The sequence below is a fragment of the Pseudomonas sp. JZ134 genome (genome assembly GCF_051027695.1).
Classification (GTDB): domain Bacteria; phylum Pseudomonadota; class Gammaproteobacteria; order Pseudomonadales; family Pseudomonadaceae; genus Chryseomonas; species Chryseomonas luteola.
In genome coordinates, this window is sequence record NZ_CP069250.1 from 1,952,567 (window position 1) to 1,976,267 (window position 23,701).

The window sequence follows — 23,701 nt, forward strand, 5'->3', positions numbered from 1 at the left end:
ATGGCGAAACCAAAAAAAACGCGCTCGCGCAAACCGGCGGCCTTTATCAATGACCCGTTGTGGTACAAGGATGCGGTCATCTATCAGGTTCACGTGAAGTCATTTTACGATTCCAACAACGACGGAATCGGTGACTTCCCTGGCCTGATCGATAAGCTCGACTACATTGCTGGCCTGGGCGTCAATACCATTTGGATACTGCCGTTCTACCCGTCGCCGCGCCGCGATGACGGGTACGATATCTCCGAATACCGTGGAGTGCATCCGGATTACGGCACCATGGCGGATGCCAGGCGCTTTATTGCCGAGGCGCACAAAAGGGGATTGCGGGTCATCACTGAGCTGGTAATCAACCATACCTCTAGCGATCACCCCTGGTTTCAGCGTGCACGCAAGGCGAAGAAAGGGTCTTCGGCGCGCAACTTTTATGTCTGGTCAGATGATGACAAGAAGTACGACGGTACGCGGATCATCTTTTTGGATACCGAAAAGTCCAATTGGACGTGGGATCCCGTCGCTGAGCAGTATTACTGGCACCGATTCTACTCGCACCAGCCTGACTTGAACTTCGATAACCCTCAGGTCATGAAAGCGGTGATCTCGATTATGCGCTACTGGCTGGACATGGGCGTCGATGGCTTGCGTCTGGATGCCATTCCCTATCTGGTGGAGCGTGACGGCACCAATAACGAAAACCTGCCCGAAACCCATGCGGTACTCAAACAGATTCGTGCCGAGATCGATGCGAATTACCCGGACCGGATGTTGCTGGCGGAAGCCAATCAGTGGCCGGAAGATACGCAGCAGTACTTTGGCGAAGGTGACGAGTGCCACATGGCGTTCCACTTTCCGCTGATGCCTCGCATGTATATGGCTATTGCCCAGGAAGACCGCTTTCCTATCAGCGATATCCTGCGTCAGACCCCTGAAATTCCAGCGAACTGTCAATGGTCGATCTTTTTGCGCAACCATGACGAACTGACGCTTGAAATGGTGACTGACCGGGAACGGGATTATCTGTGGAATTTTTACGCCTCGGACCGGCGCGCGCGCATCAATCTGGGGATTCGTCGTCGCTTGGCACCGCTGCTCGAACGGGATCGTCGGCGGATCGAACTGCTCAATAGCCTGCTTCTCTCCATGCCAGGTACGCCTACGATGTACTACGGCGATGAGATCGGCATGGGCGATAATATTCACCTAGGCGACCGAGACGGCGTACGTACGCCGATGCAATGGTCGGTTGACCGCAATGGTGGCTTCTCCCGTGCCGATCCGGCCAGCCTCGTGCTGCCGGTGGTAATGGACCCGCTATATGGCTATCAGTCGATCAACGTAGAGTCACAGGCGCGCGATCCTCATTCGCTGCTGAACTGGACGCGCCGCATGCTGGCCGTGCGCAAGCAACAGAAAGCCTTTGGTCGTGGCACCATGAAGATGCTTCGGCCAACCAATCGCCGTATTCTGGCGTATTTGCGTGATTACACCACGCCCGAAGGCGAGCACGAGACCATTCTCTGTGTTGCCAACGTGTCGCGTGCTGCCCAGGCCGTCGAACTGGATCTGTCATCCATGGCAGGCAAGGTGCCCGTGGAAATGCTGGGAGGCAGTGCCTTTCCGCCCATTGGCCAACTGCCTTACATGCTGACACTTCAGCCGTACGGATTTTATTGGTTCTACCTCGCAGGCAATGAACAGATGCCTGCGTGGCACTCCGAGCCTCCAGAAACCATGCCTGACTTCCAAACGCTCGTCATCAAAAAGAATCTGCAAGAGTTGCTCAGCGGTACGCCGCGCAAGGCTCTTGAACAGGAAATCCTGCCGCTGTATCTGCCCAAGCGCCGCTGGTTCGGCAGCAAGGACGAGGCGATCCAGCAGGTCACCCTTATGTACGCTGTGGAAATTCCAACGCCGAAATTCCCCGTGCTGTTCATGGAAGTCTGCGTGAAAAATGCCAAGGGGCAGGAGCATTATGCCTTGCCGTTGGGCTTCCTGGCCGAGAGTGACCAGCATTGCAGTCCGTTGGCTACCCAGTTGGCGATGTCCCGCATTCGCCATGTTCGCAACGTAGGTCTGGTTACCGATGCCTTTACGCTGACCAGCTTTGTGCATGGGGTGTTCAAGGCCTTCAAGGATCAGGCCGTACTGAAGTCCCCTGCAGGTGAAATCCGCTTCCAGCCGTACATGGATGTCGAGAACTTTACTACAACCGATGAAACTGAAATTCGGCACATGGGTGTAGAGCAGTCCAACAGTTCGCTCATTGTAGGCGACAAGTACATGCTCAAGCTGATCCGGAAGGTAGCTACAGGTATTCATCCTGAAGTCGAAATGGGTCGGTTCCTGACGGACAAAGGCTTTGCCAACATGGCGCCCTTGCTGGGTGAGGTAACACGCTACAACGAAGAGGGCACACCCAATGTGCTCATGCTGGTGCAGCCTCAGATCCATAACCAGGGGGATGCCTGGAAGTGGACGCTGGACAAGCTGGACCAGGTAACCCGTGACATGTTGGAGGCAGGTCTGTCAGAGGTTGAGAACGAGTTCACTGCCATGTCCGATCTGGAAAACTTTGCCGCCATTCTGGGGCAGCGCCTGGGTGAAATGCATACCTTGCTTGCCCAGGACACCGATGACGCTGCGTTTGCACCCGAGAAGATCGATGCAGACTCCGCGCGTACGTTTGCTCACCGTGTACGAGAGCAGGTTGACGCTGCGCTGGATACGCTTGAGAACAAACGCGCCTCCCTGGATAGCGCCGGCACCCAGCACCTCGACAAGTTAGTGTCTCAGCGCAAGGAACTTGGCGAGCGTATCGAAGCCCTTGCCGAAGACGTAGCCGGTGGCTTGCGCATCCGTGTTCATGGAGATTTGCACCTTGGGCAAGTCCTGGTGTCTCAGGACGATGCCTACCTGATCGACTTTGAAGGTGAGCCTGCCCGTTCGCTGGACGAGCGTCGTGCCAAGTATGGTCCGCACAAGGACGTGGCAGGTCTGCTGCGATCCTTTGACTATGCGGCGGCCATGATCACCATGAGCAGTAACAGTGGTGCCGATACGTCGGAAGAGGCAATGCGTCAACGGCGACAGGCAGCAGAGACCTATCGCACAACGGCTTACGCGGCCTTCCTCAAGGCTTATCGTGAGGCTGCTACCGGTATCGCCCATGAGTGGAGCGAGCGTGGTGAGCAGGCAGCGCTGGATCTCTATACGCTAGAGAAAGCCGTTTATGAAATTGGTTATGAAGCGGCCAATCGGCCTAACTGGATCAACATTCCGCTGCGCGGCGTAGCCGCCATTGTGGATTCGCTCATTTCGGGAGCAAAAGGATGACTCAAGCCGTAGCACCCCAGAACCACCAACCAGACTACGCCCAGCTGTCTGCTCCAGAGGCGGACGCGCTGGCTCGCGGAGAACATGGCAACCCGTTTGCCATCTTGGGGCCTCACCCGGATGGTACCGGGTTTCTGGTTCGTGCCTTTTTACCCAATGCGCTGGGTGTCGAGCTGGTCGAGCGTGAGAGCGGTCGCCACTTGGCCCATATGGAAGCCGGGCAGATTCCCGGGCTGTTTTATGCCCGCCTGGACTATCAGGCAACGTATTTCTTCAGGATCCGCTGGCCCAGTGGCGTACAGGAGACAGAAGACCCTTACAGCTTTGGTACGCTGTTGGGCGATGTCGATATTTACCTGATCAATGAGGGTAAGCATCGTCAGCTGGGTCAATGCCTGGGTGCTCAAGCGATGACCATCGACGGTGTTCAGGGTGTACGCTTTGCTGTGTGGGCACCCAATGCACGTCGGGTTTCCGTAGTCGGTAACTTCAACACCTGGGACGGTCGCCGTCACCCAATGCGCCTACGGCACGGTGCAGGGGTGTGGGAATTGTTTATCCCCCGCATCAAGCCGGGTGACTCATACAAGTACGAAATCCTTGGCCAGCATGGGTTATTGCCTCTAAAAGCTGACCCAGTCGCCCTGGCAACGGAGCTACCGCCGTGCACCGCCTCGGTAGTGGCTGATCCGGCTCCGTTCGAATGGCATGATGATGATTGGATGGCGCAGCGCAAGGAGCGCCAGTCTGTTCATGCGCCCTTCTCGGTATACGAGCTGCACTCTACCTCGTGGCGTCGTGACGGTGGTGACGATGGTCGCATCCTGAATTGGCGGGAGCTGGCTGAACAGCTGATTCCCTATATTCAGGAGATGGGCTTTACCCATATCGAGCTATTGCCGGTAATGGAGCACCCGTTCAGTGGATCATGGGGCTATCAGCCACTGTCGCAGTTCGCTCCAACGTCTCGTCATGGCACGCCGGCTGATTTCGCAGCCTTCGTAGATGCCTGCCATCAGGCGCACATCGGTGTGATTCTCGACTGGGTGCCCGCGCATTTCCCGACGGATCCCCATGGACTGGCGCGCTTCGACGGTACAGCACTCTATGAGTACGAGCATCCTTTCGAAGGTTTCCATCAGGATTGGAACACTTACATCTATAACCTTGGGCGCAATGAAGTACACGGATTTATGCTGTCGTCTGCGCTGCATTGGCTCAAGCATTTCCATATAGACGGCCTGCGTGTGGATGCGGTCGCATCCATGCTGTACCGCGATTATTCCCGCAAGCAGGGCGAGTGGATTCCCAATAAATATGGCGGCCGCGAGAACCTCGAGACAATCGATTTTCTCCGCCATTTGAACGATGTGGTGCATGAAGAAGCGCCCGGTGCGTTGATGATTGCAGAGGAATCCACCGCATGGCCTGGTGTCAGCAAGCCTACCTCTGAGGGCGGTCTTGGGTTCTCCTACAAGTGGAACATGGGCTGGATGCATGACACGCTGCATTACATCGAGCGTGATCCGATCTACCGCCGTTACGACCATCACAACATGACCTTCGGTATGGTATACGCCTATTCCGAGCGTTTTGTTCTTCCCATTTCCCATGATGAAGTCGTGCATGGCAAAGGGTCTTTGCTGAACAAGATGCCTGGTGACAATTGGCAAAAGTTTGCCAACCTGCGCGTGTACCTGTCCTTTATGTGGACGCATCCGGGCAAGAAGCTCCTGTTCATGGGATCCGAGATCGGTCAATGGCGTGAATGGAGCCACGACCGCGAACTGGACTGGTTCCTGCTGCAGCATCAGAACCACCAGGGTGTACAAAAGCTGGTAGCGGATCTGAACCGGTTATACCGGGCAGAGCCCATGCTGCACGAGCATGACTGCGAACCGGAAGGCTTCCAGTGGCTGGTAGGTGATGATTCTGCCAACAGTGTATTTGCCTGGTTGCGTTTCGACTCACAGAAACGACCTCTGCTGGTTGTTGGAAACTTCACACCGGTACCGCGTTATGATTACCGTATAGGCGTTCCCGAAGGAGGGCAGTGGCTGGAGCTCTTCAATAGCGACAGCGATATTTACGGCGGTAGTGGTGTTGGCAATGGTGGTGCCGTTACGGCAGATGAAACCTCTAGCCATGGCCAGCCAGCTTCTTTGAATCTGAAGTTGCCGCCATTGGGTGTCGTTATCCTGAGACCTGGCACTCGACCCGAGCATTGATCGGAAGACAACAAAGAAAACGGCGCTTAACGCGCCGTTTTTCTTGCGTTTTCCCGCAGGTAAATGAAGCTGATCTGTTACTGCCGCCGAGGTTGCCAGGCTGCTGTTTGCATCATTCACGTTTTATTGACACGCTATGGGTTCTACTAATGCAGTAGCACTGGATCAGGGTCTTTATAGGTAATCAGGGAGGACTCATATGGTAGATCTGGCAGAGTGGAATCTAACAATTCCCGAGCCATCCAGTCCTGTCGTTATTGAGACCAACGTACTCAATCGCAACTACCGCAGTGATTACTTTTATCGTACTCCCGATGGTAGCGTGACCCTCTGGGCTCCCGTAACAGGACGTTATGCGCCGGAACTCAATTATCCCAGTACTGAGCTTCGGGAAACGCGCCCGGATGGCAGTGAATACAATTGGAAATACGAAGACTCCGTCAGCCTGATGCAGGCTGACCTGCGCGTTAATCAAGTGCCTTCCAGTGGCAAGATGATTATCGGACAGATCCGTACAATGGGAGATAGTCAGGGTACACCGGACTCAGCATTGATCAGCCTGCGTTATCGTCTGGACCCTACCATGGAGGGGAAAACGCCTGTCACTGGACAGGTTGAGGCCTTGATTCGTACCAAGCCGGATACCCTCAAGATTCCGCCACAAATCCTGTTACGCAACATTCCATTGGATGGTCCGTTCAGTTATGAGTTGCGCTTGAGTCGGACCGGTGTGCTGAGCGTAAGGCTTTTTACACATGGGCGCGGAAACGGGGAGCTGTCTGTACAGTTGGATCAGCGCTGGGCAAGTTACCACCTTTACTTTAAGGCGGGCGCTTATGTGGAGGACAAGGAGGGACCTTCTACCGAAGGGGGTAAGGTGACCTTCAACCGATTGGTCACCATGCATCAACCCAACAACCGATAAGGACTCGGCAGCCCGTTAGGCTGCCGGACCTTTGGCCTGTGCCTGTGCCTGTGCCTGTTCGTCCTGTTTTTCCATCTTGGCCTCGTTTCGCGCCCGGATTTTCTTGGCACGACTTTCCATGAAGAAATACACAACGATGGCAATCAGCAGCGGAGCGATGAAATAGATGGCTCGGTAGGCAAGCAGTGCCGCGATGATGTACGACTGATCTAGCTCATGGCCCATGAAGGCTACGAATACTGCTTCCAACACTCCGATGCCCGCAGGAATATGCGTGATGACACCGGCAAAACTGCTGATGAGCAGAACGCCCAGCACAAACACATAATCCATCTTCTGTCCGAGCAGCACATAGATAATGGCACCCATTGCCATCCAGTTGATGGACGACACCACAAGCTGAATACAGGCCATACGCAGGGAAGGTAAATTAAGGTTTTGCCCTTTGATGGTCCATGAGCGACGCTTGGAAAACTGGCAGAACAGCAGGTAGACGGCAATAAAGGTGACGAGGCCGATGCCTATCATCCGTAGCGTCATGTTGCCGATGTACCAGTGTGGGGGAATCTTCACCAGCCCGGCGGTGAAGATAATGCCTGCCAGCAGGATGTAGCCCAGCCAGTTAGTCGCCAGGCTCAGGCTGAATATACGGGTAATGGTGCCGCTTTCCAGACCCAGGCGAGAATAGAGTCTGTACCGCAAGCCAATGCCGCCTACCCATGTACTGAGCGTAAGAGTAAAGGCATAGCAGATAAACGACACGATCATCACCTGCCGTTTGCCCAGCTTGTGCCTGCAGTAGGCTCGCCCGATCAGGTCATAAAAGCCATACATGATATAACTGACCACAACCAGGCCCACGGCCATGAGGATAGCGGTCCAGCCATACTGGCGAATGGAATGCCAGACCTGCACCCAGTTCACCTGCCGGGCATACATCACGAGCAGAACAGTAACGGCAATGAAAAAAGCGTAGGTCAGAAGCCTCTTGGCGATCGGCCACACTTTACCTTTAGGAGAAGGTTTCGACTTCACGGAGGCATCCTGAGAGTGCCTTAGAGTGGCGGTCATGTATGAGTCCTCGCACGTTCCGGATCTGCTACATCGGATCGTTCAAGATGCGATTGAGCGGGCGGTTCGACCAACGCTATTTTAGGGGTGTGTGCCGGTAACCAGCCTACCCAGGCAGGGAAGTGCCGAAGGAAGTGAAACACCAGCATGGTTTTGGCCAGGTGCCAGATGGTCTTGCGCGGCACCTTGGTCATGTCCACATGCTGACAATGCTGCGCCATGAGTTGTTCGAGCCGACCACGCAAGACCTGATTAAAGGCTCGGTCATGGAAGATGAGATTGGATTCGAGGTTAAGAGAAAGACTTAAAGGGTCCAGGTTGCTGGAGCCTACCGTAGCCCAGTAATCGTCCATCAGCGCCACCTTGCCATGCAGAGGGCGGCGGCAATATTCGTAGACTTCGACGCCCTCAGGTACAAGGTAGTTGTAAAGCATTCGTGCACCGACCTTCACGATCGGCATATCCGGTTCGCCCTGGACGATCAGTCTGACCTTCACGCCACGCCGGGCCGCGTCTCGCAGCTCACGCAACAGGCGGTAACCGGGAAAGAAATAGGCATTGGCAATGATGATTTCACGCTTGGCGCTTCGCATCATCTCAATGTAGTGCTGCTCGATATCCGTACGATGCTCATCGTTGTCTCGATAAACGAACAGCGCCTGTGCATCACCGGGGAAGTCGTTGCGAGCAGGCTCATTGCGGCGTCGACCCCACCAACGACGAGGCTCTTCGCTATTGCCCAGAGCCTCAAGACTAAAGCGATGAATATCGGCTACGATGGGGCCTTCAACTTCTACTGCGTAGTCCTGCTTGGCCGTAGGACCAAAATCACCCAGATGATCAGCAGAAAAATTGATGCCTCCAACAAAAGCGATTTCAGCATCAATGACAACGATCTTGCGATGAAGACGGCGGAAGAGGTTGGTCCTACGCCCCATGAAGAGGGGGCGCGGATCGTAAAAGCGGAAGCGGACACCGGCAAGCACGAGTTTATCAAGGAAGTCCTTGGTCAATTCCGCCGAGCCGTAGCCATCCACCGTGACCTCGACGCGTACGCCACGCCGGGCTGCTTCTATCAATACACGGTGTAGCTCATTGCCTACCTTGTCTTCAAACAGAATGAAGGTTTCCAGCAGGATTTCCCGCTTGGCCTGGGAGATGGCTTCAAATACCCGGGGAAAGTATTCTTCACCATTCTCCAGGAGCTCAATTCGATTGCCGTCTCGCCATTGCGGGTTCATACATACAACTCCACAGCCAGCGGGGCATGATCGGACAGGTGAGACCAAGGGCGGTTGGATAAGACTTCAGGGGTACGCACCGTGAGGTTGCGTGTGTAGATTCGGTCCAATCGCAGCATAGGCATACGCGCTGGGAATGTCTTGGCGTGTTGCCCGTTGGCGTTCAGAAACGCTTCCTCAAGTCCTGCGCCCGCCTTGAGCACATCGCTGGCGCGTTGGCGCCAATCGTTGAAGTCACCTGCAACAACCAGCGGCGCATCTTCCGGCAGATTTTCAATGAGCTTGCACATCAGTTTCAGCTGTTGCAGACGGTGGTTTTCTCTGAGCCCCAAATGACAACAGATCGCGTGGATATCAAAGTCATGATCCGGAACGCGCAACACACAATGCAGTAAGCCGCGCTTTTCCGGGCCGGTAATGGACACGTCAAGGTTCTGGTACGTCACGATCGGAAACTTGGACAGTACGGCGTTGCCATGGTGGCCATCCGGGTAGACCGCATTTCGCCCGTAGGCGAAATCGGTCCACATGGAATCAGCCAGAAACTCATACTGCGGCGCCGCTGGCCAGTTCTCGAAGCGCAACGGGTGCTTCTCGTGCGTACCCAACACTTCTTGCAGAAACACGAGATCAGCCGATGTCGTGCGCACTGCGTCACGCAGCTCCGGCAAGATGAACTTGCGGTTGAAGGACGTAAAGCCCTTGTGCGTGTTGATAGTGAGGATCTTGAACGAGAAACCCTTTGTTGCGTTCGTCATGCTTGACGCTTCCTCCGTTTGGTTTGCTTGGTCAATTCGAACAACAGAAATGACCGTCCTGTTACTTGATAGACATCGCCAAACGCAAAGGTGTCGCCGGTTTCCAACAAATCAGGCTGATTGGTATCAACCTGCAAAACCCAGTGCTCACCTTGAGGCACTTCGGGCAGTGTGAAATCCACCATATCGTAATGAGCATTTACGATCATCAGAAGCGACGTATCAGAGCCGGCACGGCGAATCCCTGTAGGTTGCGCACGACCGTCAAGCAGAATGCCCATGCAGCGATTGCTGCCGTCCTGCCACTGTTCCATACCCATTTCTTCACCGCTGGGCATTAACCAAGTCACATCCTTGATATCCAGCGCTTCGTTGTATACGCCAGTAAAGAAGCGGCTACGACGCAATAACGGATACTTCATACGAAGCTCGATGAGTCGGCGCGTGAAGTCCTGAAGCTCAGCACTGCGCTCCTTGATATCCCAGTTTATCCAGCCGATTTCGCTGTCCTGGCAATAGGCGTTGTTATTGCCGCCTTGCGTCCGCGCGAACTCATCACCCGCCAACAGCATCGGTGTGCCTTGGGAGAAGAACAGGGTTGCCAGGAAGTTACGCATCTGGCGGTAGCGTAGGTCGATGATTTCCGGGTCGTCCGTTTCACCTTCTACGCCACAGTTCCAGGACAGGTTATTTGAATGGCCGTCGTTATTGCCCTCGCCATTGGCTTCGTTGTGCTTGTCGTTGTAGGACACTACATCGTTGAGGGTAAAGCCGTCGTGAGCAGTGACAAAGTTGACTGACGAAGCCGGCTTGCGGCCACGCTGGTTGAATTGATCACCCGAGCCGAGAACGATCTTGGCAAAGTCGCCAAGTTTGTCGTCATCGCCTTTCCAGAAGGACCGTGCCGTATCGCGGAATTTATCGTTCCACTCCATCCAGCCGGGTGGGAAATTACCCACCTGATAGCCGCCGGGACCGCAGTCCCAGGGTTCGGCAACAAGCTTGAGCTGATTCAAGACTGGGTCTTGGCGGCAGGCATCGAGGAAACCGCCGCCTTCGTCGAAACCATGGGGTTCGCGGCCAAGAATGGTAGCAAGGTCAAAGCGGAAGCCATCCACACGCATCTCGGTTGCCCAATAGCGCAAGGAGTCAGTCACCATCTGCAATACGCAAGGGTGACTCATGTTGAGTGTATTACCCGTACCGGTATCGTTGATGTAATACCGGGGATTATCCGGCATCAGACGATAGTAACTGGCGTTATCGATCCCCTTGAGCGAGAGGGTCGGGCCCATCTCATTGCCTTCGGCTGTATGGTTGTAGACCACGTCGAGAATGACTTCAAGGCCGGCCTTGTGCATCCGCGCGACCATGATCTTGAACTCGCCGATGGATTGGCTGGCCATGTAGCGGGCATGAGGGGCAAAAAAGGCCAGGGTGTTATAACCCCAGAAATTACGCAGCCCTTTCTCAAGCAGATGGTTGTCATCCAGGAAGTAGTGGATGGGCATCAGCTCGACGGACGTCACACCTAGCGAACGGATGTAATCGACAACATCGCTTTCGTGGAACGCAGAGAACGTGCCGCGGGTGTTTTCCGGCACTGAAGGATGCTGCATGGTGAAACCACGGACATGGGTCTCGTAAAAGACAGTACGGTCCCACGGTACCTTGGGCTTCTCTGTAGTACCCCAGGTAAAGGCCGGATCGATCACGCGGCAGCGAGGCATATAAGGTGCACTGTCGCGTTCATCGAACGAAAGATCACCGTCAGGATGGCCAATGGTGTAACCAAACAACGCATCGTTCCACTCAAGCTCGCCTACGATCTGCTTGGCATAAGGATCGATCAGTAGCTTGTTGTGGTTGAAGCGATGGCCTGCCTCTGGCTCATAGGGGCCGTGTACGCGATAACCGTACAACGTCCCCGGACGTGCGTCAGGCAAGTAGCCGTGCCAGATCTCATTGGTGTACTCGGGCAGCTCAATGCGCTCGATCTCTTCAAGGGTATCCTGGTCAAACAGGCAAAGCTCAACCTTGGTAGCATGAGCCGAAAACAGGGCAAAGTTGACGCCGGAGCCGTCCCAGGTGGCTCCCAGGGGATAGGGCAGTCCTTCGCGAATGCGGGATGTCGTGCGGTTGACGAAAGCGTTTTGGGTCTTCTCAGAACTATCGCTAGGCTTGTTAGCGCTCATAGTAATCGACTCAGGTCTATGTCTTAGAGCTCAACCAGGTGCTGCCTGTATTGAGGTAACGGTACCGGCTCTATCTGGAGCGAGGTACTTTCAACCATCCGGTAACGTGATGTTTCCGGACCTTCTTGTACGTCATAGGTATAGAGGCTTCCGGATGCTGGCAGTTCCGAAAGGACGTGTGTCATGCCGGTTAGAGCGAAGCAGCGCAAGTTTCAATAAATAAATAGTTATTTTTATAAGGTTTCGTGTATAAGATTTGTAGAGTTATAAATTTCAGATTGAATTAAAAAGGCGGAAAAGAATGTTCATTCTTTTCCGCCTTTTTAATGGTGATCAATACAACTTAGTAACGAGTCGGAAGATCAACACCTTTTATTTGGAACCGCCCTTGCGGCCGGCTTCAGCTGCACGCTCACGGTCGTTGGCAAAGTTGCCTCCGCTATTACGGCCACCTTTACGTCCGGCTTCGGCCGCTCTTTCACGATCATTGGCAAAATTACCAGGATTGTTGTTCTTGGCAGTCATGAATTTACCCTCACGTTGGTTTCTGGAAATAGCAGTTATTACCGCTATTAACTGCTAACCCTTCACTGTATGGGATAGCCTCATGAGGCTACGGTTCACCCGCTAGAGCCCACGGCTGACGAGTGGTCCAGGCCTTTTTTGGATGCTCCTCCCTTGCTTAAATGGTAGGTTGAGAGCATTACCTGCAAATAGATGGCGCATGGTAAGACCTATTCATTTAAGCCTTAACTGATTAATTAAAATCCGCCGTGTGTGGATTGGCATTTAGTTGGCAGCAATTAGGCTCGGAAGTTAACCAGCCGTCTAGATCGCGTGGTTCAAACTCAATGCAGCTAGGCATCTTGGCAGGATTGTCACTTACGATCGGGTCAGGTTGAGGAACTTCAGGACGGTGTGCCATGGCATCAATTCTCATAGGATTAAATTTATACCCGAACACCTTGAATCGAGTGCTGGAATTGATACGCAGAGGGAAGGCTAGTTCCAGCCTTTTATCGGCCGTTGATAGTATCCGGATAAAAGGTATATGGCCTTTTGATATATAAGCAGAGCCACATATCAAAGAGAAAAAGTGTTTACCCCTTCTGCTAGTAGCAGAAGGGGTAGAGACATTAAGGCAGGACTTACTCTTTAGGTACGGCCTTGGCACGCGGAGCACGGGGCTTCTTGGGCGCTGCAGCGGCAGCTGTGGTTTTTTCGACCGGAGGCTTTTCAGTCTTGGGCTTGACGGCTTCCTTGACCTTTTCGACCGCTTTTTCGGCCAGCGATGCAGCCTTGGGCTTGGTTGCACGAGGCTTCTTGGGCTTGGCTACAGGCGCTGCTGCAGCTTCAGGCGCTACACCTTGCTGCTGCTCGGCTTCATAGAGCTTGGTAGCCATTTCCCAATGGCGATGCTCTTGATGAGCAGGGCGACCTTCGGACTCCCAAATCTGGTAGGCGAGCTGCTGAATGCGTTCGGTGCGTTGACTCATTATAATGTCTCTCCTTGTGACAGGTCTTGTGTAATCAATAAACCAAGAGGAAAGCTCGCAAGAAGCTCGCTTAATGAAAGTTCACTCTGTTTCACATGGACAGATGAATGGCTGAAAGTTTCCGTAAAAATTTGATCGATGAACTGTTTTGGCACTTTTACAGAGGTGTCCTGCCATGCTGATGCCTCAAAAGAGGGAATAGGGTTCTCCCCAATGAAGCGCCAAACGCGCAGCGGTACAATAATGATAGCGGCCTTGCCCTGATACTCACGGGCGAATGCCAGTACGTGGCTCGCCTGTGCTCCCGAGACTTCCAGCGGTATGTACTGGCCCTTGAGAAACACATCCGCATGGGAGGTACGAGCCGCCAGGGTTCTTGCAATCACACTCTGCTTAACGCGGCCATCCTTCCAGCTGGAAAGCAGCTCTGCCGGGGCCTTGGCCTCTTTCAGCGCAGCGATGCGAGGCGGGTAGTCCACCGGGCGGCGGTTGTCAGGCTCGACCAGACTCAGATCCCAGAAGTCACATCCCTGATAGAGGTCCGGTACACCGGGTGCGGTCATTCTAAGCACCGCCTGGGTCATGCCGTTCAGCGCACCTACAGGAGCGATACGGGCTACCATCTCGACAATTTCCTTACGAAGTGCCCCGCCTTTTTCACCGGTGATCAATTGTTCCAGGAAATTACGGCACGCTGCTTCGTATTCGGTATTAGGCGTCCACCAGTCTGACTCAAGCTTCTCTTCACGTAAGGCTTTTTCCTGCCAGGGCAGGAGACGATCCAGATACGCCTGAAGCCCCTGCTTGTCATCGGCTGCCAGATCAAGCGGCCAGCTGGCCAGCAGGGTTTGGTAGAGCATCAACTCATCACCCGGGGTAGGGGCAGGCTTGTCAGCAAAGGTTCCCCGTAGCGGTGAACCCATCTCCAACCAGCGGGTTGCGGCCTGGGTATAGAGATCAGCCATTTCGGAGATGACCGCGAGGCGTGCGCGTGTGTCTTCGCCGCGTTTGTGGTCATGGGTCGCGGTAGTCAGCATGTTGCGTGGGAACTGCTCGGACCGCAGTTTGCTGCTTGCATGGAACTCTTCTGTGCTCTGGCTGAAGTTCTGTGGGTCGAATCCCACATCGTTGCGCGAGAGCAGGGCGCCTGAGCGGTAACAGGAGGTGTCTTCCACGGCCTTGGCTGCAACGGGTGAGGTCAGTTGCTGGAACTTGGTAATAGCGCGACGCTGCTCGCGACGTGCCACGCTACCCACCGGCTGACGGCAGGGAGCCTTGCCACCCAACCATTCATGCAGCAGCTCCAGTACTGGTAGCTCGGCTTCCGAAAGATTGGGGCGCGCACCGTCTACGGCTTTCTGGAAGAACTTTTCATCCTCACCGGTAAAGCCGGCTGCGCTGGCGTAAGTGCGGTAAACCGGGAAGTAGGTAATCAGTTCAAGCAAGACGCGCCTAATGGAACCCAGGCTGATGTCACGGGTACGCCAGTCCTGCTGAGCCACAACATGCAAGGTATGCGCAGTGGATTCGAATTCACTGGCCAGTGCAGTAGTCACCACGAGGCGGCGCGCCTCACGAACTTCTTCCATGAAGTCGGCTGGGCGTCCGGTCTTTTCAGCCCAGAATTCGTTCAGAGGTTTTTCGCCGGCCGGATCATGCATAACCCCCGACACTTCGTTCATGAACTCATAGCCGGTGGTGCCATCGATGCCCCAGTCGCCACGCAGGTGCTCGCCCTCGGCAAGGATCTTCTCCACATAGATGGGGAAGCCGCCTTCAGGCGTGCCGTTGGGACGGCTCTGGCAGATCGTATCGATCTGTCGACGCAGCTTGCGGCAATAGCCACGGGGATTGGCCAGACCGTCGATATGGTCCAGGCGCAGACCGTCGATCAAGCCTTCGCCGATCAGTCGGAAAATCATGGCATGCAGCGCGTCGAAGACCTCGGGGCGCTCCATGCGCAGGCCACCCAATTCGGTGATATCGAAGAAGCGGCGCCAATTGATATCGTCGGAAGCGGTACGCCAGCTTGCCAGACGGTAATGTTGACGCTCCAGCAGCGCATGCAAACGCTCGTGATTGGCCGCGTCGCTTGCATCGAAAGCTGCCAGGCATTGGTCCAGCGCTGCCTTGACTGCAGGGTTTTGACGAGCACTTTCTGCCAACTGGGTAACGGCCTCGTTGGCGCCTTCGCGGTCACCCTCGCGGGCCTCGAACGCATCGGCAAACAGGCGCAACTCGGAGGCATCGCTTGCGCGTAGGATATCGGCGTAGGTAGGCGGTGAAATAGGGAAATGGTGCGCGTAGTACTCGACCCGGAAACCATCTTTCTCATCAAATACCAGCTTCAACTCACCGGCCTGCAGGATGTCACCATAAGCGCCACCCAGGAAAGGCAGCAGTAGCTGACCATGCAATTCAGGGTCGGGGCTGTACCAATTGATGTCGTAGAATTTAGCGTATGGGCTATGGCGTCCCCATTTGAGCACATCCAGCCACCACGCATTCTCCGATCCGCCCACGCTCATGTGGTTGGGTACAAAGTCGACGATCAGTCCCATGCCACGCTCGCGCAGACGGGCAACCAAACGGCGCAGGGCCTCTTCACCGCCCAATTCAGGATTGACACGGGTAGGGTCCACAACGTCATAGCCGTGAACCGAGCCGGCTCTGGCCGTGGTGATGGGGGAGGCATAGATATGACTGATGCCCAGGTCAGCAAAATAATCGACCAGGGGAATGGCATCGTCCAGGGTAAAGTCCTTGTGAAACTGCAGGCGAACAGTCGCGCGCACTGGGCTCATGATGAGTGGCTCTCCGCTTCTTGACGGGCTGCCGCCAGTAACTGCAGGCGACGCTTGGGGGTTTCGTTATTGAGTAGGGTGCTGGCCTGATCCGGCCAGCGACGGCGCCAATTGGGGTGGCTATCGATGGTGCCGGGCAGGTTGGCTTGTTCTTCCAGGCCCAAGGCATCTTCAACCGGCAGGATAACCAGCGGTGCCGGTGTTTTACCGATATGGCTTATGCAGGCATCCACAGCCGCTTTGGCGCTATCAGGGCTGGTGTCTTTCAGGCCCAATGTCTTGGCCAGGCGCTGGCGATCCTCTGCACGATTCTGCTTTTCTTTTTCTTCGGTGGTGTCTTCCGCCAACTGTTCCAGCCGGGCCTGCCATTCGACATCACGCGCAATCCACCAGCCAGTCATGGTAGGAAGATCGTGCGTCGTGGTCATGGCGATGGAGGTATTGTTCCAATCTTCGATCTCTTTGAAGTTCTGGTCCTCGTCGCGCTCAAACATCAGCACTTGCATGCCCATGATGGACTTTTCCATCAGACGCTCACGAAACCCTTCCGGTACGGTGCCCAAGTCTTCACCCATGACAATACATTCGTTACGCCAGGACTCGATCGCCACCAGACGAAGCATGTCTTGAATGGGATAAGACAGATAGGCGCCATCGGCCGGTGAGGCGCCCTCGGGCACCAGCCACAGTCGTTGCAGACCCATCACATGGTCGATACGTACACCGCCTGCGTGGGCAAAATTCGCCTTGAGCATTTCAAGAAATGCCCGAAAGCCGTGGCGCTGCAGACCAGACGGCGAGAATGCAGAGATGCCCCAGCCCTGGCCGCGCTGGTTGAGCAGGTCGGGTGGTGCTCCAACGCTGACAGACGACAGCAGCTCTTCCTGCCGGCTCCAGGCCTGACTGCCGCCGCCATCTGCGCCTACGGCAATATCAGCAACAAGGCCGATTTTCATACCTGACGCTTGAGCAGCCTTTTGTGCGCTTTCCAGGCCGCGGGCGGCCAGCCACTGCGTGAACGCATAGAACTCCACGTCTTGTGCATGGGTTTCAGCAAACGTGGCGACAGCAGGATTTTGAGGGTCCTGATATTCCTTTGGCCAATGCTGCCAGCTGGGCGCCGCGGTGCCATGGGCAAAGGATGCGTGTAGCGCTTCGAACCGGCAGTGGTTCTCCAGCGCTTCGCCGCCCTGTTGACGGAAGGCCTTGAAATCGTCCTGTAACTCACCGCTTTTCACACGGAAGTCCATGAATAGCGCTCTAAGTACACGAAGGCGAGTCTTGGCCACGGCAGGCCAGTCGACCATTTCCAGCCCTTCCAGGCGGGACCATTCCTGCGCCAGCCCGGTTTTGTCCAACGCATGTTTGAGCGCTTCCTCACCTAGAATCGCGGCGGGTGAAGCATTCAGGATATTGAGAAACATCCGGCTGGAGGGCGAATAGGGGCTGTAACGGTTACCGTCGGCACTGAACATGGCATGCAGCGGGCTAATGGCAACCGCATGAGCGCCCAGCTTAGCTGCCGAGCAAACAAACTCTTCGAGCGCTTTCAGATCACCCAGGCCACCATCCCCGGGACGACGCAGGCTATACACCTGCACGGCCAAACCCCAGGTGCGCGGTTCGGGTTTACCCAGGGCATCGGCAATGCTGTAGCAGCGCTCGGGTGCAATCGCCAGGGTGACCTGCTGTTCGCCTATTTTCAGGGTGTGATAGCCCATGGTGTCGATGGGGGCGAGTTGGCCGTTACCGTCTACCTTGCCGGTCACGCTATTACCGGATTCAAGGGTAAGCGCATAGGTCTGTCCAGCCTTGAACTGACCTGTGCGGCCGACAGGCTTGTTGCAGTCCCCAGTAATGAGGGGAGGAAGGTTTTCGCTGTCTTCCAACTCATCCAGTTTCGCCAGGCTGGCCTTGATGTCCGCCTCCGAATCTGCGGGCAAGCCAAGTGCGGCGAGCAGACTACACAAGGCCTCATCCGATACCTGTTGAGGCGTGCCGTCGTAGGCGTCCCAGTGAATGGAGATGCCGGCTTTTTCTGCTAGTGCGTGCAGTTGGTCAGAATCGTTCATTGAGCATCCTCCAGCCAGGCGAAGGCGGTATGTCCAGCCAGTTGGCCTTGTTCGCGCGTGGAGAGACCGCTATCCGTGCTGGCGAAGAGCAGTCGACCCGGTTGCTTGGCATCGACAGAAACGGCTTGCTCGCTCAGGTTGATTTCCAACGTAAGGCGGGCACCATCACCCAGCGTCCAGCAGGCGGTGACCGCCTTTTCGCCTAACGCTTTAGCCTCTGCCGGACGAGCACCAGGCAGACGCGGAATAATCTCCTGATGGCGAATCTCGAGAAGCTTTTTGTATAGACCGACCCACAAGGCATGATCTGGCTGGTCCGCTTCTCCAAAATTGGGCTTCGAATCTTCAAAGGTGGTAACCGCATTAGGGTCCGGGATCTTTTCCCGGTTTTCCTCATGGGTGAAAAATTCGAAATCCTTGAACTCGTTGCGGCGACCGTCTCTTACCAGCTTGGCTAACTCTTCGTTATGACTGGTAAAGAACAGGAAGGGCTGCCGGCTACCCCACTCCTCACCAATGAAGAGCAGTGGAATCATGGGGCTGAGCAGCAAGAGAGTCGTAGCGGCTTTTAGAGCATCCTCTGGGGCGAGAAGTGTCAGGCGCTCACCAAGGGCACGGTTGCCAATCTGGTCGTGGTTCTGCAGGAAGATGACAAAGGCCGTTGGTTGCAGATGGCTGCTCGGCTCCCCGCGCCCCTTGCCGTGGCGAGTGTCTTCGCCCTGGTAGATAAAGCCCTCGCTCAGGCAACGAACCAGCTTGGCAGTGGCGTCTTGGGTGAAGTCCTGGTAGTACCCTTCGTTCTCGCCGGTAATCATGGGGTGAATCACATTGTGCCAGTCATCCGCCCACTGCCCATCGTAATGTACGCCGCCCAGTAGGGAAGCGGTGTTGTCCTCGTTTTCCAGAACGAGATGCACATGGCGGCCCGGCTCGACCGTTGAGCGAATCTCGTCTGCCATTTCCATGAGGAAACCCTTGTCACCAATGGCATGGACCGCATCGAAGCGCAGACCGTCGAAGCGGTATTCCATCAGCCACATCAAGGCATTGTCCTTGAAGTAGCTGCGTACGGCCTGTTGACGGAAGTCAATAGCTGCACCCCAGGGCGTGTGGATGTCTTCACGGAAGAATTTTTCGGCGTAGGCGTGCAGGTAGTTGCCGTCCGGGCCGAAGTGGTTATAGACCACATCAAGGAACACCATAAGACCATGCTCATGGGCCGTATCGATCATGGCCTTGAGATCTTCAGGCGTGCCGTAGGAGGATTCCACGGCGTAGGGCAGCACACCGTCATAACCCCAGTTGCGACCGCCAGGGAATTCGCTCAGCGGCATTAGCTCGATGGCCGTGACCCCGAGTGCAGCCAGCTTGGGCAGAATATCTGCAACGCCTTTGAATCCACCCAGTGTACCGACATGGACTTCGTAGATAACACTCTCGTGCCAGGGGCGGCCGCTCCACTCAGTATGACGCCATTCATAGGTATGCGGATCAATGACAATGCTGGCTTCATGTACGTCACCCGCCTGGGCCCGGGACGCAGGATCGGGAACCAGAAGGTCACCGATACGATAGCGGTAGCGTGTGCCGACACCACAGGCGGCTTCAGCACTAAACCAACCCCCATCGAGGGCTTGCATGGGAACAATCATGCCGCCATCGAGAACTACGTCGACAGCCGTGGCGCTGGGGGCCCAGAAACAGAATTGGGTACGATTGTCGGAGAGAAGAGTGGCGCCAGCCGTGCATTGCCAGGCGTAGCGGTTATTTTTGGACGGGCGTGACAAGTCCTTCATGCGTTCTGTCTCCCAGTGGAGGGCAGGGTAAGGCACGTGGGTGCAGGTTCGGTTTGTGGTGCGCGCTCCCGCCATGAAGGCGGGAGTGTTCTTTCTATGACCAGAAAGATGGCGCTAAAGTTGAATCAGATCGCAGCTTGTTCCTGACGAACTTTAGAAAGCAGCGATTGATAGAGCTCATCGTACGGTTGAGCGCTCTGAGACCAGTAGAACGGGCCGCTCATGGCGCGTCGACGCATGGCTTGAAGCAGATCCTTACGCTCGAACACTTCGAACGCACGATTAATGGACTTCGTGTAGCTTTCCAGAGTGTGCTTGTCGAACAGGAAACCGGTAATACCGTCTTCAATACTGTCTGCCAGACCACCTGTACGGCGTGCAATCGGCAGAGAGGCAAAGCGCTGCGCATACATCTGGCTCAAGCCACAAGGCTCGAAGCGAGAGGGCATCAACAGGAAGTCGCTGCCTGCAAACATGCGGCGAGCTTCGGTCTCGCAGAAACCTACGTGTACGCCAACGCGACCCTTGTAGCGCTTGGACAGCTCATTCACTGCACGCTCGACCGCAGGCTCTCCGCAACCAATGATCACCAATTGGCCACCGCGAGAGACGATGTGGTCAACTGCTTCAATGGTTAGATCGATACCTTTTTGGTGCACCAGACGGGAAACGACCGCGAACAAGGGGCCTTCAGAGGCTTCAAGACCAAAATCTTCACGGATACGGTCTGCATTGGCCCGCTTGCCTGCCCAGTCATAGGGAGAAAAGCTCTGGCACAAATGCGGGTCATTGCAAGGATCCCAGCCCTCGTCGATTCCGTTGAGGATTCCAGACAGCTTGCCCTGCCTGGCCTTGACCTGAAGCAGACCTTCCAGCCCACAACCAAACTCGGGTGTGGTGATTTCCTTGGCATAAGTCTGGCTTACCGTCGTAATGTGACTGGCGTAGCTCAAGCCTGCCTTGAGAAAGGAGATCTTGCCGTAATACTCAAGACCGTCAATGGAAAATGCTTCGGCCGGGATACCGAGGTCTGCCATGCAGTAACGGGGGAACACACCTTGATAGGCCAGGTTGTGAATGGTCATCACTGACGGTGTTTTCAGTCCGCGCCATTGCACATAACCTGCGGCCAGGCCTGTCTGCCAGTCATTCAAGTGCAGGAGATCAGGGCACCAGCGAATGGACGCCGTGCCTGCTGCCAGATCCGCTGCCGCCGAAGCCAGTCGACCAAAGCGGATATGGTTGTCGACCCAGTCGGCACCATGGGTATCGGCATAAGGTGTGCCCGGACGCTCATAGAGTTCGGGGCAGACCAACACATAAATCACGAGACCGTCTTCCTGATCGACACGGGCGATGTCGCAGGCAGGCATGGCAGCCAGTGCCGGAATACGTCCGACAATCTGCATTTCGTCGCGGATGGCATCCATGACAGGACGATAGCCGGGAATAAGAACCCGGACGTCATGCTTAGAGGACAACGCACGTGGCAGGGCAGCGGAGACTTCTCCCAGGCCACCAGCTTTTACGAAATCGGTAATCTCGGGTGTTACAAACAAAATACGCTTACGTGTTTCAACGACTGAGCTCAGCTTGAGCTGGCGCTCGTCGGTTTGAGTAGGGAAGCGATTGGCATTGCGCACTTCTGCTGAGTTCGCAGCTACAAGCGTTTCAAATTTCCCCACAACGGCATTTGCCATATTGCGCTCCCAAAAAGCAGTAATGACTGAGGTTTGCCCAATGAACGCTTCTCGTCGAAGCCGACATACCGATCAAAAACGTCCACAGCCATGCTGCTTACAGCCCCCTGGCGACGTCCCCCTGTAAGGGACTGGACAAAGGGCATTGCAAGGTTGCGCCCGATAGTCCAGTCTGCATAAAAGATGACCTGCGCCAGCTCGCCTAAGTTTCCTAGTTGGGTATGCACATTTGACGAACGTGCTAGAACCGTGCCGCTTCTGGTGGGCTGGAAATAAAGCACGCCCCTGTAGCTTTAGCGAAGATCGTTACAATTACGCGACAGTACTCTGCGTAATCGCCTTAAATTCAGATTTCAGGCTGTCTAGCTGGCGTGTTGTGCATTTCGTCGGATCCTGAATGGGGCCGTTTGATTTGTGTACCCACTTCCGCCCGCAGCTGAGGCAAACACTCTGGAAATTCCCGATTTACGAAGGCAATCAGACGCTCACGTACATGGCAGCGCAGATCCCAGTTTTTGGACGAGTCTGGAGAAGTAACAAGGACGCGTAACTGTATGGCTCTGTCCGAAGCATCCGTGACTTGCAAGACGCATACACGGCCATCCCACAAATGGGGCACTTCGTTGCACACACGCTCCAATTCAGCGCGTATCGGCTCCATTGGAAGTGAATAGTCCACCCACATAAAGACCGATCCCATGAGGCTGGAATTGGTGCGGGTCCAGTTCTGAAAAGGCTTCTCGATAAAGTACTGCAGGGGTACTACCAAGCGACGATCATCCCAGATCCGTACCACGACATAGGTTCCGGTAATCTCTTCAACCCGGCCCCATTCCCCCTCGACGATCACGACATCATCAATCCGAATGGGCTGGGTCACGGCAATCTGCAGACCGGCAATGAGATTGCCCAATACAGGGCGTGCGGCGATACCCGCCACAATACCGGCCACACCAGCGGAAGCGAGCAGACTGGCGCCGATTTGCCTGACCTCTGGAAACGTCATCAGCATGGATGACAGGCCTACCAGAAAGACGACAAAACCCAGGCTGCGCACCATGACGCGCGTCTGGGTCTGGATACGTCTGGCGCGAAGGTTGTCTTCAATATTGACCGGGTGACGGATGGAAATGGTCGCGCCAATAGCTTTTACGCACCGTAAACCCAGCCAAGTAAAGGCAGCGATTGTGATCAGGGCCGTCAGGTGCCTTAAGCCACTGATCAGGGGCAGGGTGTCAGGCGCTGAGCCCAATACGCCTTGCAAGGCTATCAGCGGGATCAGAAACCGGGCAGGGCGCTCGGAGTAGCGGATCAGTGTCTGGGCCAGCAAAAAGGGACGCGCGATTCGTTTCAGTACGGTGGAAATAACCAGTACGGCAATGCTGGCGATTGCCATCGAAACACATGCTGCTACCAGAGTAGCCAGCCAGGGAGAGGCGAGAAATGTCGACCAGTCGATGGACATCATCCAGAGTCCTTAGGAATCAAAAAGCCGCGAAGCGCGGCTTTATCGGCTGATTCAGTCGGTGGGCTTAAAGCGAAGTAGGGCTTTCAGGCGGAAGGGGGGTGTTATCAACACTACCGGCATCAGCGTCGTTAGCGGCTTGAATAGTCTGAATACGTGCCACAGCAGACACATTGCGCGCATAGCTGCGGGTGATATCGATGATCATCATGGCATCTCACCTCAATGCTGCAAGGAACTTGGACCTGGTCGCGCTGATGATTCAGCGCTTGTCAATTCCGACTGGGCTTCTCGGGCTCTGGTTCCCCAGCCTCCCGGCTAGAGCGGCTTTAGCAGCTGAACGGTCATCAAGCGAGTAGTAATACCAGCCTTTATAAGAAAATGGATATTACCAATCCCAGTCCGTTTGAACAGGCCATACGTAATTACTAAGAAGAAGGTAATGAATCGTTTCAGCTATAGACGTAAAGCTTATCAAAGAGAGGCCGACATCCTTATGGAAAGGCTGGGCTGATGACAGTTTCAAGGGATATGCAGCGTCGATTTACTTAGCCAAACGGCCATTCAGTGCTACTAGTTAGATAAGCACCTCGTGTTGAGGCGAGTCACTTGAATAG

General features: G+C 55.1%; 14 protein-coding genes and 1 pseudogene. 3 read left to right on the forward strand and 12 right to left on the reverse strand.

What is annotated here, in order from left to right:
• From treS to JQR86_RS09160, 3 genes are all read left to right on the forward strand, one after another.
• On the forward strand, positions 1 to 3,333 hold the full coding sequence (treS, locus tag JQR86_RS09150; protein WP_434154734.1) for a maltose alpha-D-glucosyltransferase: 3,333 nt from the start codon (positions 1 to 3) through the stop codon (positions 3,331 to 3,333).
• A complete protein-coding gene (gene glgB / locus JQR86_RS09155; RefSeq protein ID WP_434154735.1) occupies positions 3,330 to 5,561 on the forward strand; it encodes a 1,4-alpha-glucan branching protein GlgB in 2,232 nt (743 codons plus the stop codon). Before treS ends, glgB begins: the two co-directional genes overlap by 4 nt.
• Before the next feature lie 199 nt (positions 5,562 to 5,760).
• Entirely contained in the window at positions 5,761 to 6,486 is a 726-nt protein-coding gene (locus JQR86_RS09160; RefSeq protein WP_434154736.1) for a polysaccharide lyase family 7 protein, read from the forward strand.
• A 15-nt stretch (positions 6,487 to 6,501) separates the two neighbouring features.
• On the opposite strand, the gene JQR86_RS09165 is transcribed toward JQR86_RS09160, so the two are convergent.
• The 12 genes and pseudogenes from JQR86_RS09165 to JQR86_RS09220 form a co-directional block, all read right to left on the reverse strand.
• Positions 6,502 to 7,521: a lysylphosphatidylglycerol synthase transmembrane domain-containing protein gene (locus JQR86_RS09165; RefSeq protein ID WP_434154738.1), complete on the reverse strand. Its 1,020-nt coding sequence runs from the start codon at positions 7,519 to 7,521 to the stop codon at positions 6,502 to 6,504.
• Between the two features lie 32 nt (positions 7,522 to 7,553).
• Positions 7,554 to 8,798, reverse strand: coding sequence for a cardiolipin synthase ClsB (gene clsB / locus JQR86_RS09170; protein WP_150347350.1), 1,245 nt, complete (start codon positions 8,796 to 8,798; stop codon positions 7,554 to 7,556).
• A complete protein-coding gene (locus tag JQR86_RS09175) occupies positions 8,795 to 9,556 on the reverse strand; it encodes an endonuclease/exonuclease/phosphatase family protein (protein ID WP_312270860.1) in 762 nt (253 codons plus the stop codon). The genes clsB and JQR86_RS09175 overlap by 4 nt, the downstream gene beginning before the upstream one ends.
• Positions 9,553 to 11,751 (reverse strand): glycogen debranching protein GlgX, encoded by a 2,199-nt coding sequence (glgX, locus tag JQR86_RS09180; RefSeq protein ID WP_074826573.1) that lies wholly within the window; start codon positions 11,749 to 11,751, stop codon positions 9,553 to 9,555. Before glgX ends, JQR86_RS09175 begins: the two co-directional genes overlap by 4 nt.
• A 372-nt stretch (positions 11,752 to 12,123) precedes the next feature.
• A pseudogene (locus JQR86_RS09185) lies at positions 12,124 to 12,252 on the reverse strand (general stress protein); the annotation flags it as partial.
• A gap of 647 nt (positions 12,253 to 12,899) precedes the next feature.
• Entirely contained in the window at positions 12,900 to 13,247 is a 348-nt protein-coding gene (locus JQR86_RS09190) for a DUF2934 domain-containing protein (protein ID WP_019365612.1), read from the reverse strand.
• On the reverse strand, positions 13,247 to 16,051 hold the full coding sequence (treY, locus tag JQR86_RS09195; protein ID WP_434154739.1) for a malto-oligosyltrehalose synthase: 2,805 nt from the start codon (positions 16,049 to 16,051) through the stop codon (positions 13,247 to 13,249). Before treY ends, JQR86_RS09190 begins: the two co-directional genes overlap by 1 nt.
• Positions 16,048 to 18,123, reverse strand: coding sequence for a 4-alpha-glucanotransferase (gene malQ / locus JQR86_RS09200; RefSeq protein ID WP_150347354.1), 2,076 nt, complete (start codon positions 18,121 to 18,123; stop codon positions 16,048 to 16,050). Before malQ ends, treY begins: the two co-directional genes overlap by 4 nt.
• Positions 18,120 to 19,919, reverse strand: coding sequence for a malto-oligosyltrehalose trehalohydrolase (treZ, locus tag JQR86_RS09205; protein WP_286786700.1), 1,800 nt, complete (start codon positions 19,917 to 19,919; stop codon positions 18,120 to 18,122). Before treZ ends, malQ begins: the two co-directional genes overlap by 4 nt.
• 125 nt (positions 19,920 to 20,044) lie before the next feature.
• Positions 20,045 to 21,619, reverse strand: coding sequence for a glycogen synthase GlgA (gene glgA, locus JQR86_RS09210; protein WP_434154740.1), 1,575 nt, complete (start codon positions 21,617 to 21,619; stop codon positions 20,045 to 20,047).
• 346 nt (positions 21,620 to 21,965) lie between these two features.
• Positions 21,966 to 23,087 (reverse strand): mechanosensitive ion channel family protein, encoded by a 1,122-nt coding sequence (locus JQR86_RS09215; RefSeq protein WP_434154742.1) that lies wholly within the window; start codon positions 23,085 to 23,087, stop codon positions 21,966 to 21,968.
• 64 nt (positions 23,088 to 23,151) lie between these two features.
• Positions 23,152 to 23,295, reverse strand: coding sequence for a hypothetical protein (locus tag JQR86_RS09220; RefSeq protein ID WP_010798360.1), 144 nt, complete (start codon positions 23,293 to 23,295; stop codon positions 23,152 to 23,154).
• Between the last annotated feature and the right edge of the window lie 406 nt (positions 23,296 to 23,701).

Coding starts and splice junctions, on each gene's coding strand:
- JQR86_RS09175 (WP_312270860.1), bottom strand. CDS start 9,556: ATGACGAACGCAACAAAGGGTTTCTCGTTCAAGATCCTCACTATCAAC.
- glgX (WP_074826573.1), bottom strand. CDS start 11,751: ATGAGCGCTAACAAGCCTAGCGATAGTTCTGAGAAGACCCAAAACGCT.
- JQR86_RS09190 (WP_019365612.1), bottom strand. CDS start 13,247: ATGAGTCAACGCACCGAACGCATTCAGCAGCTCGCCTACCAGATTTGG.
- treS (WP_434154734.1), top strand. CDS start 1: ATGGCGAAACCAAAAAAAACGCGCTCGCGCAAACCGGCGGCCTTTATC.
- clsB (WP_150347350.1), bottom strand. CDS start 8,798: ATGAACCCGCAATGGCGAGACGGCAATCGAATTGAGCTCCTGGAGAAT.
- JQR86_RS09215 (WP_434154742.1), bottom strand. CDS start 23,087: ATGATGTCCATCGACTGGTCGACATTTCTCGCCTCTCCCTGGCTGGCT.
- malQ (WP_150347354.1), bottom strand. CDS start 18,123: ATGAACGATTCTGACCAACTGCACGCACTAGCAGAAAAAGCCGGCATC.
- treY (WP_434154739.1), bottom strand. CDS start 16,051: ATGAGCCCAGTGCGCGCGACTGTTCGCCTGCAGTTTCACAAGGACTTT.
- treZ (WP_286786700.1), bottom strand. CDS start 19,919: ATGAAGGACTTGTCACGCCCGTCCAAAAATAACCGCTACGCCTGGCAA.
- JQR86_RS09220 (WP_010798360.1), bottom strand. CDS start 23,295: ATGATGATCATCGATATCACCCGCAGCTATGCGCGCAATGTGTCTGCT.
- glgB (WP_434154735.1), top strand. CDS start 3,330: ATGACTCAAGCCGTAGCACCCCAGAACCACCAACCAGACTACGCCCAG.
- glgA (WP_434154740.1), bottom strand. CDS start 21,619: ATGGCAAATGCCGTTGTGGGGAAATTTGAAACGCTTGTAGCTGCGAAC.
- JQR86_RS09160 (WP_434154736.1), top strand. CDS start 5,761: ATGGTAGATCTGGCAGAGTGGAATCTAACAATTCCCGAGCCATCCAGT.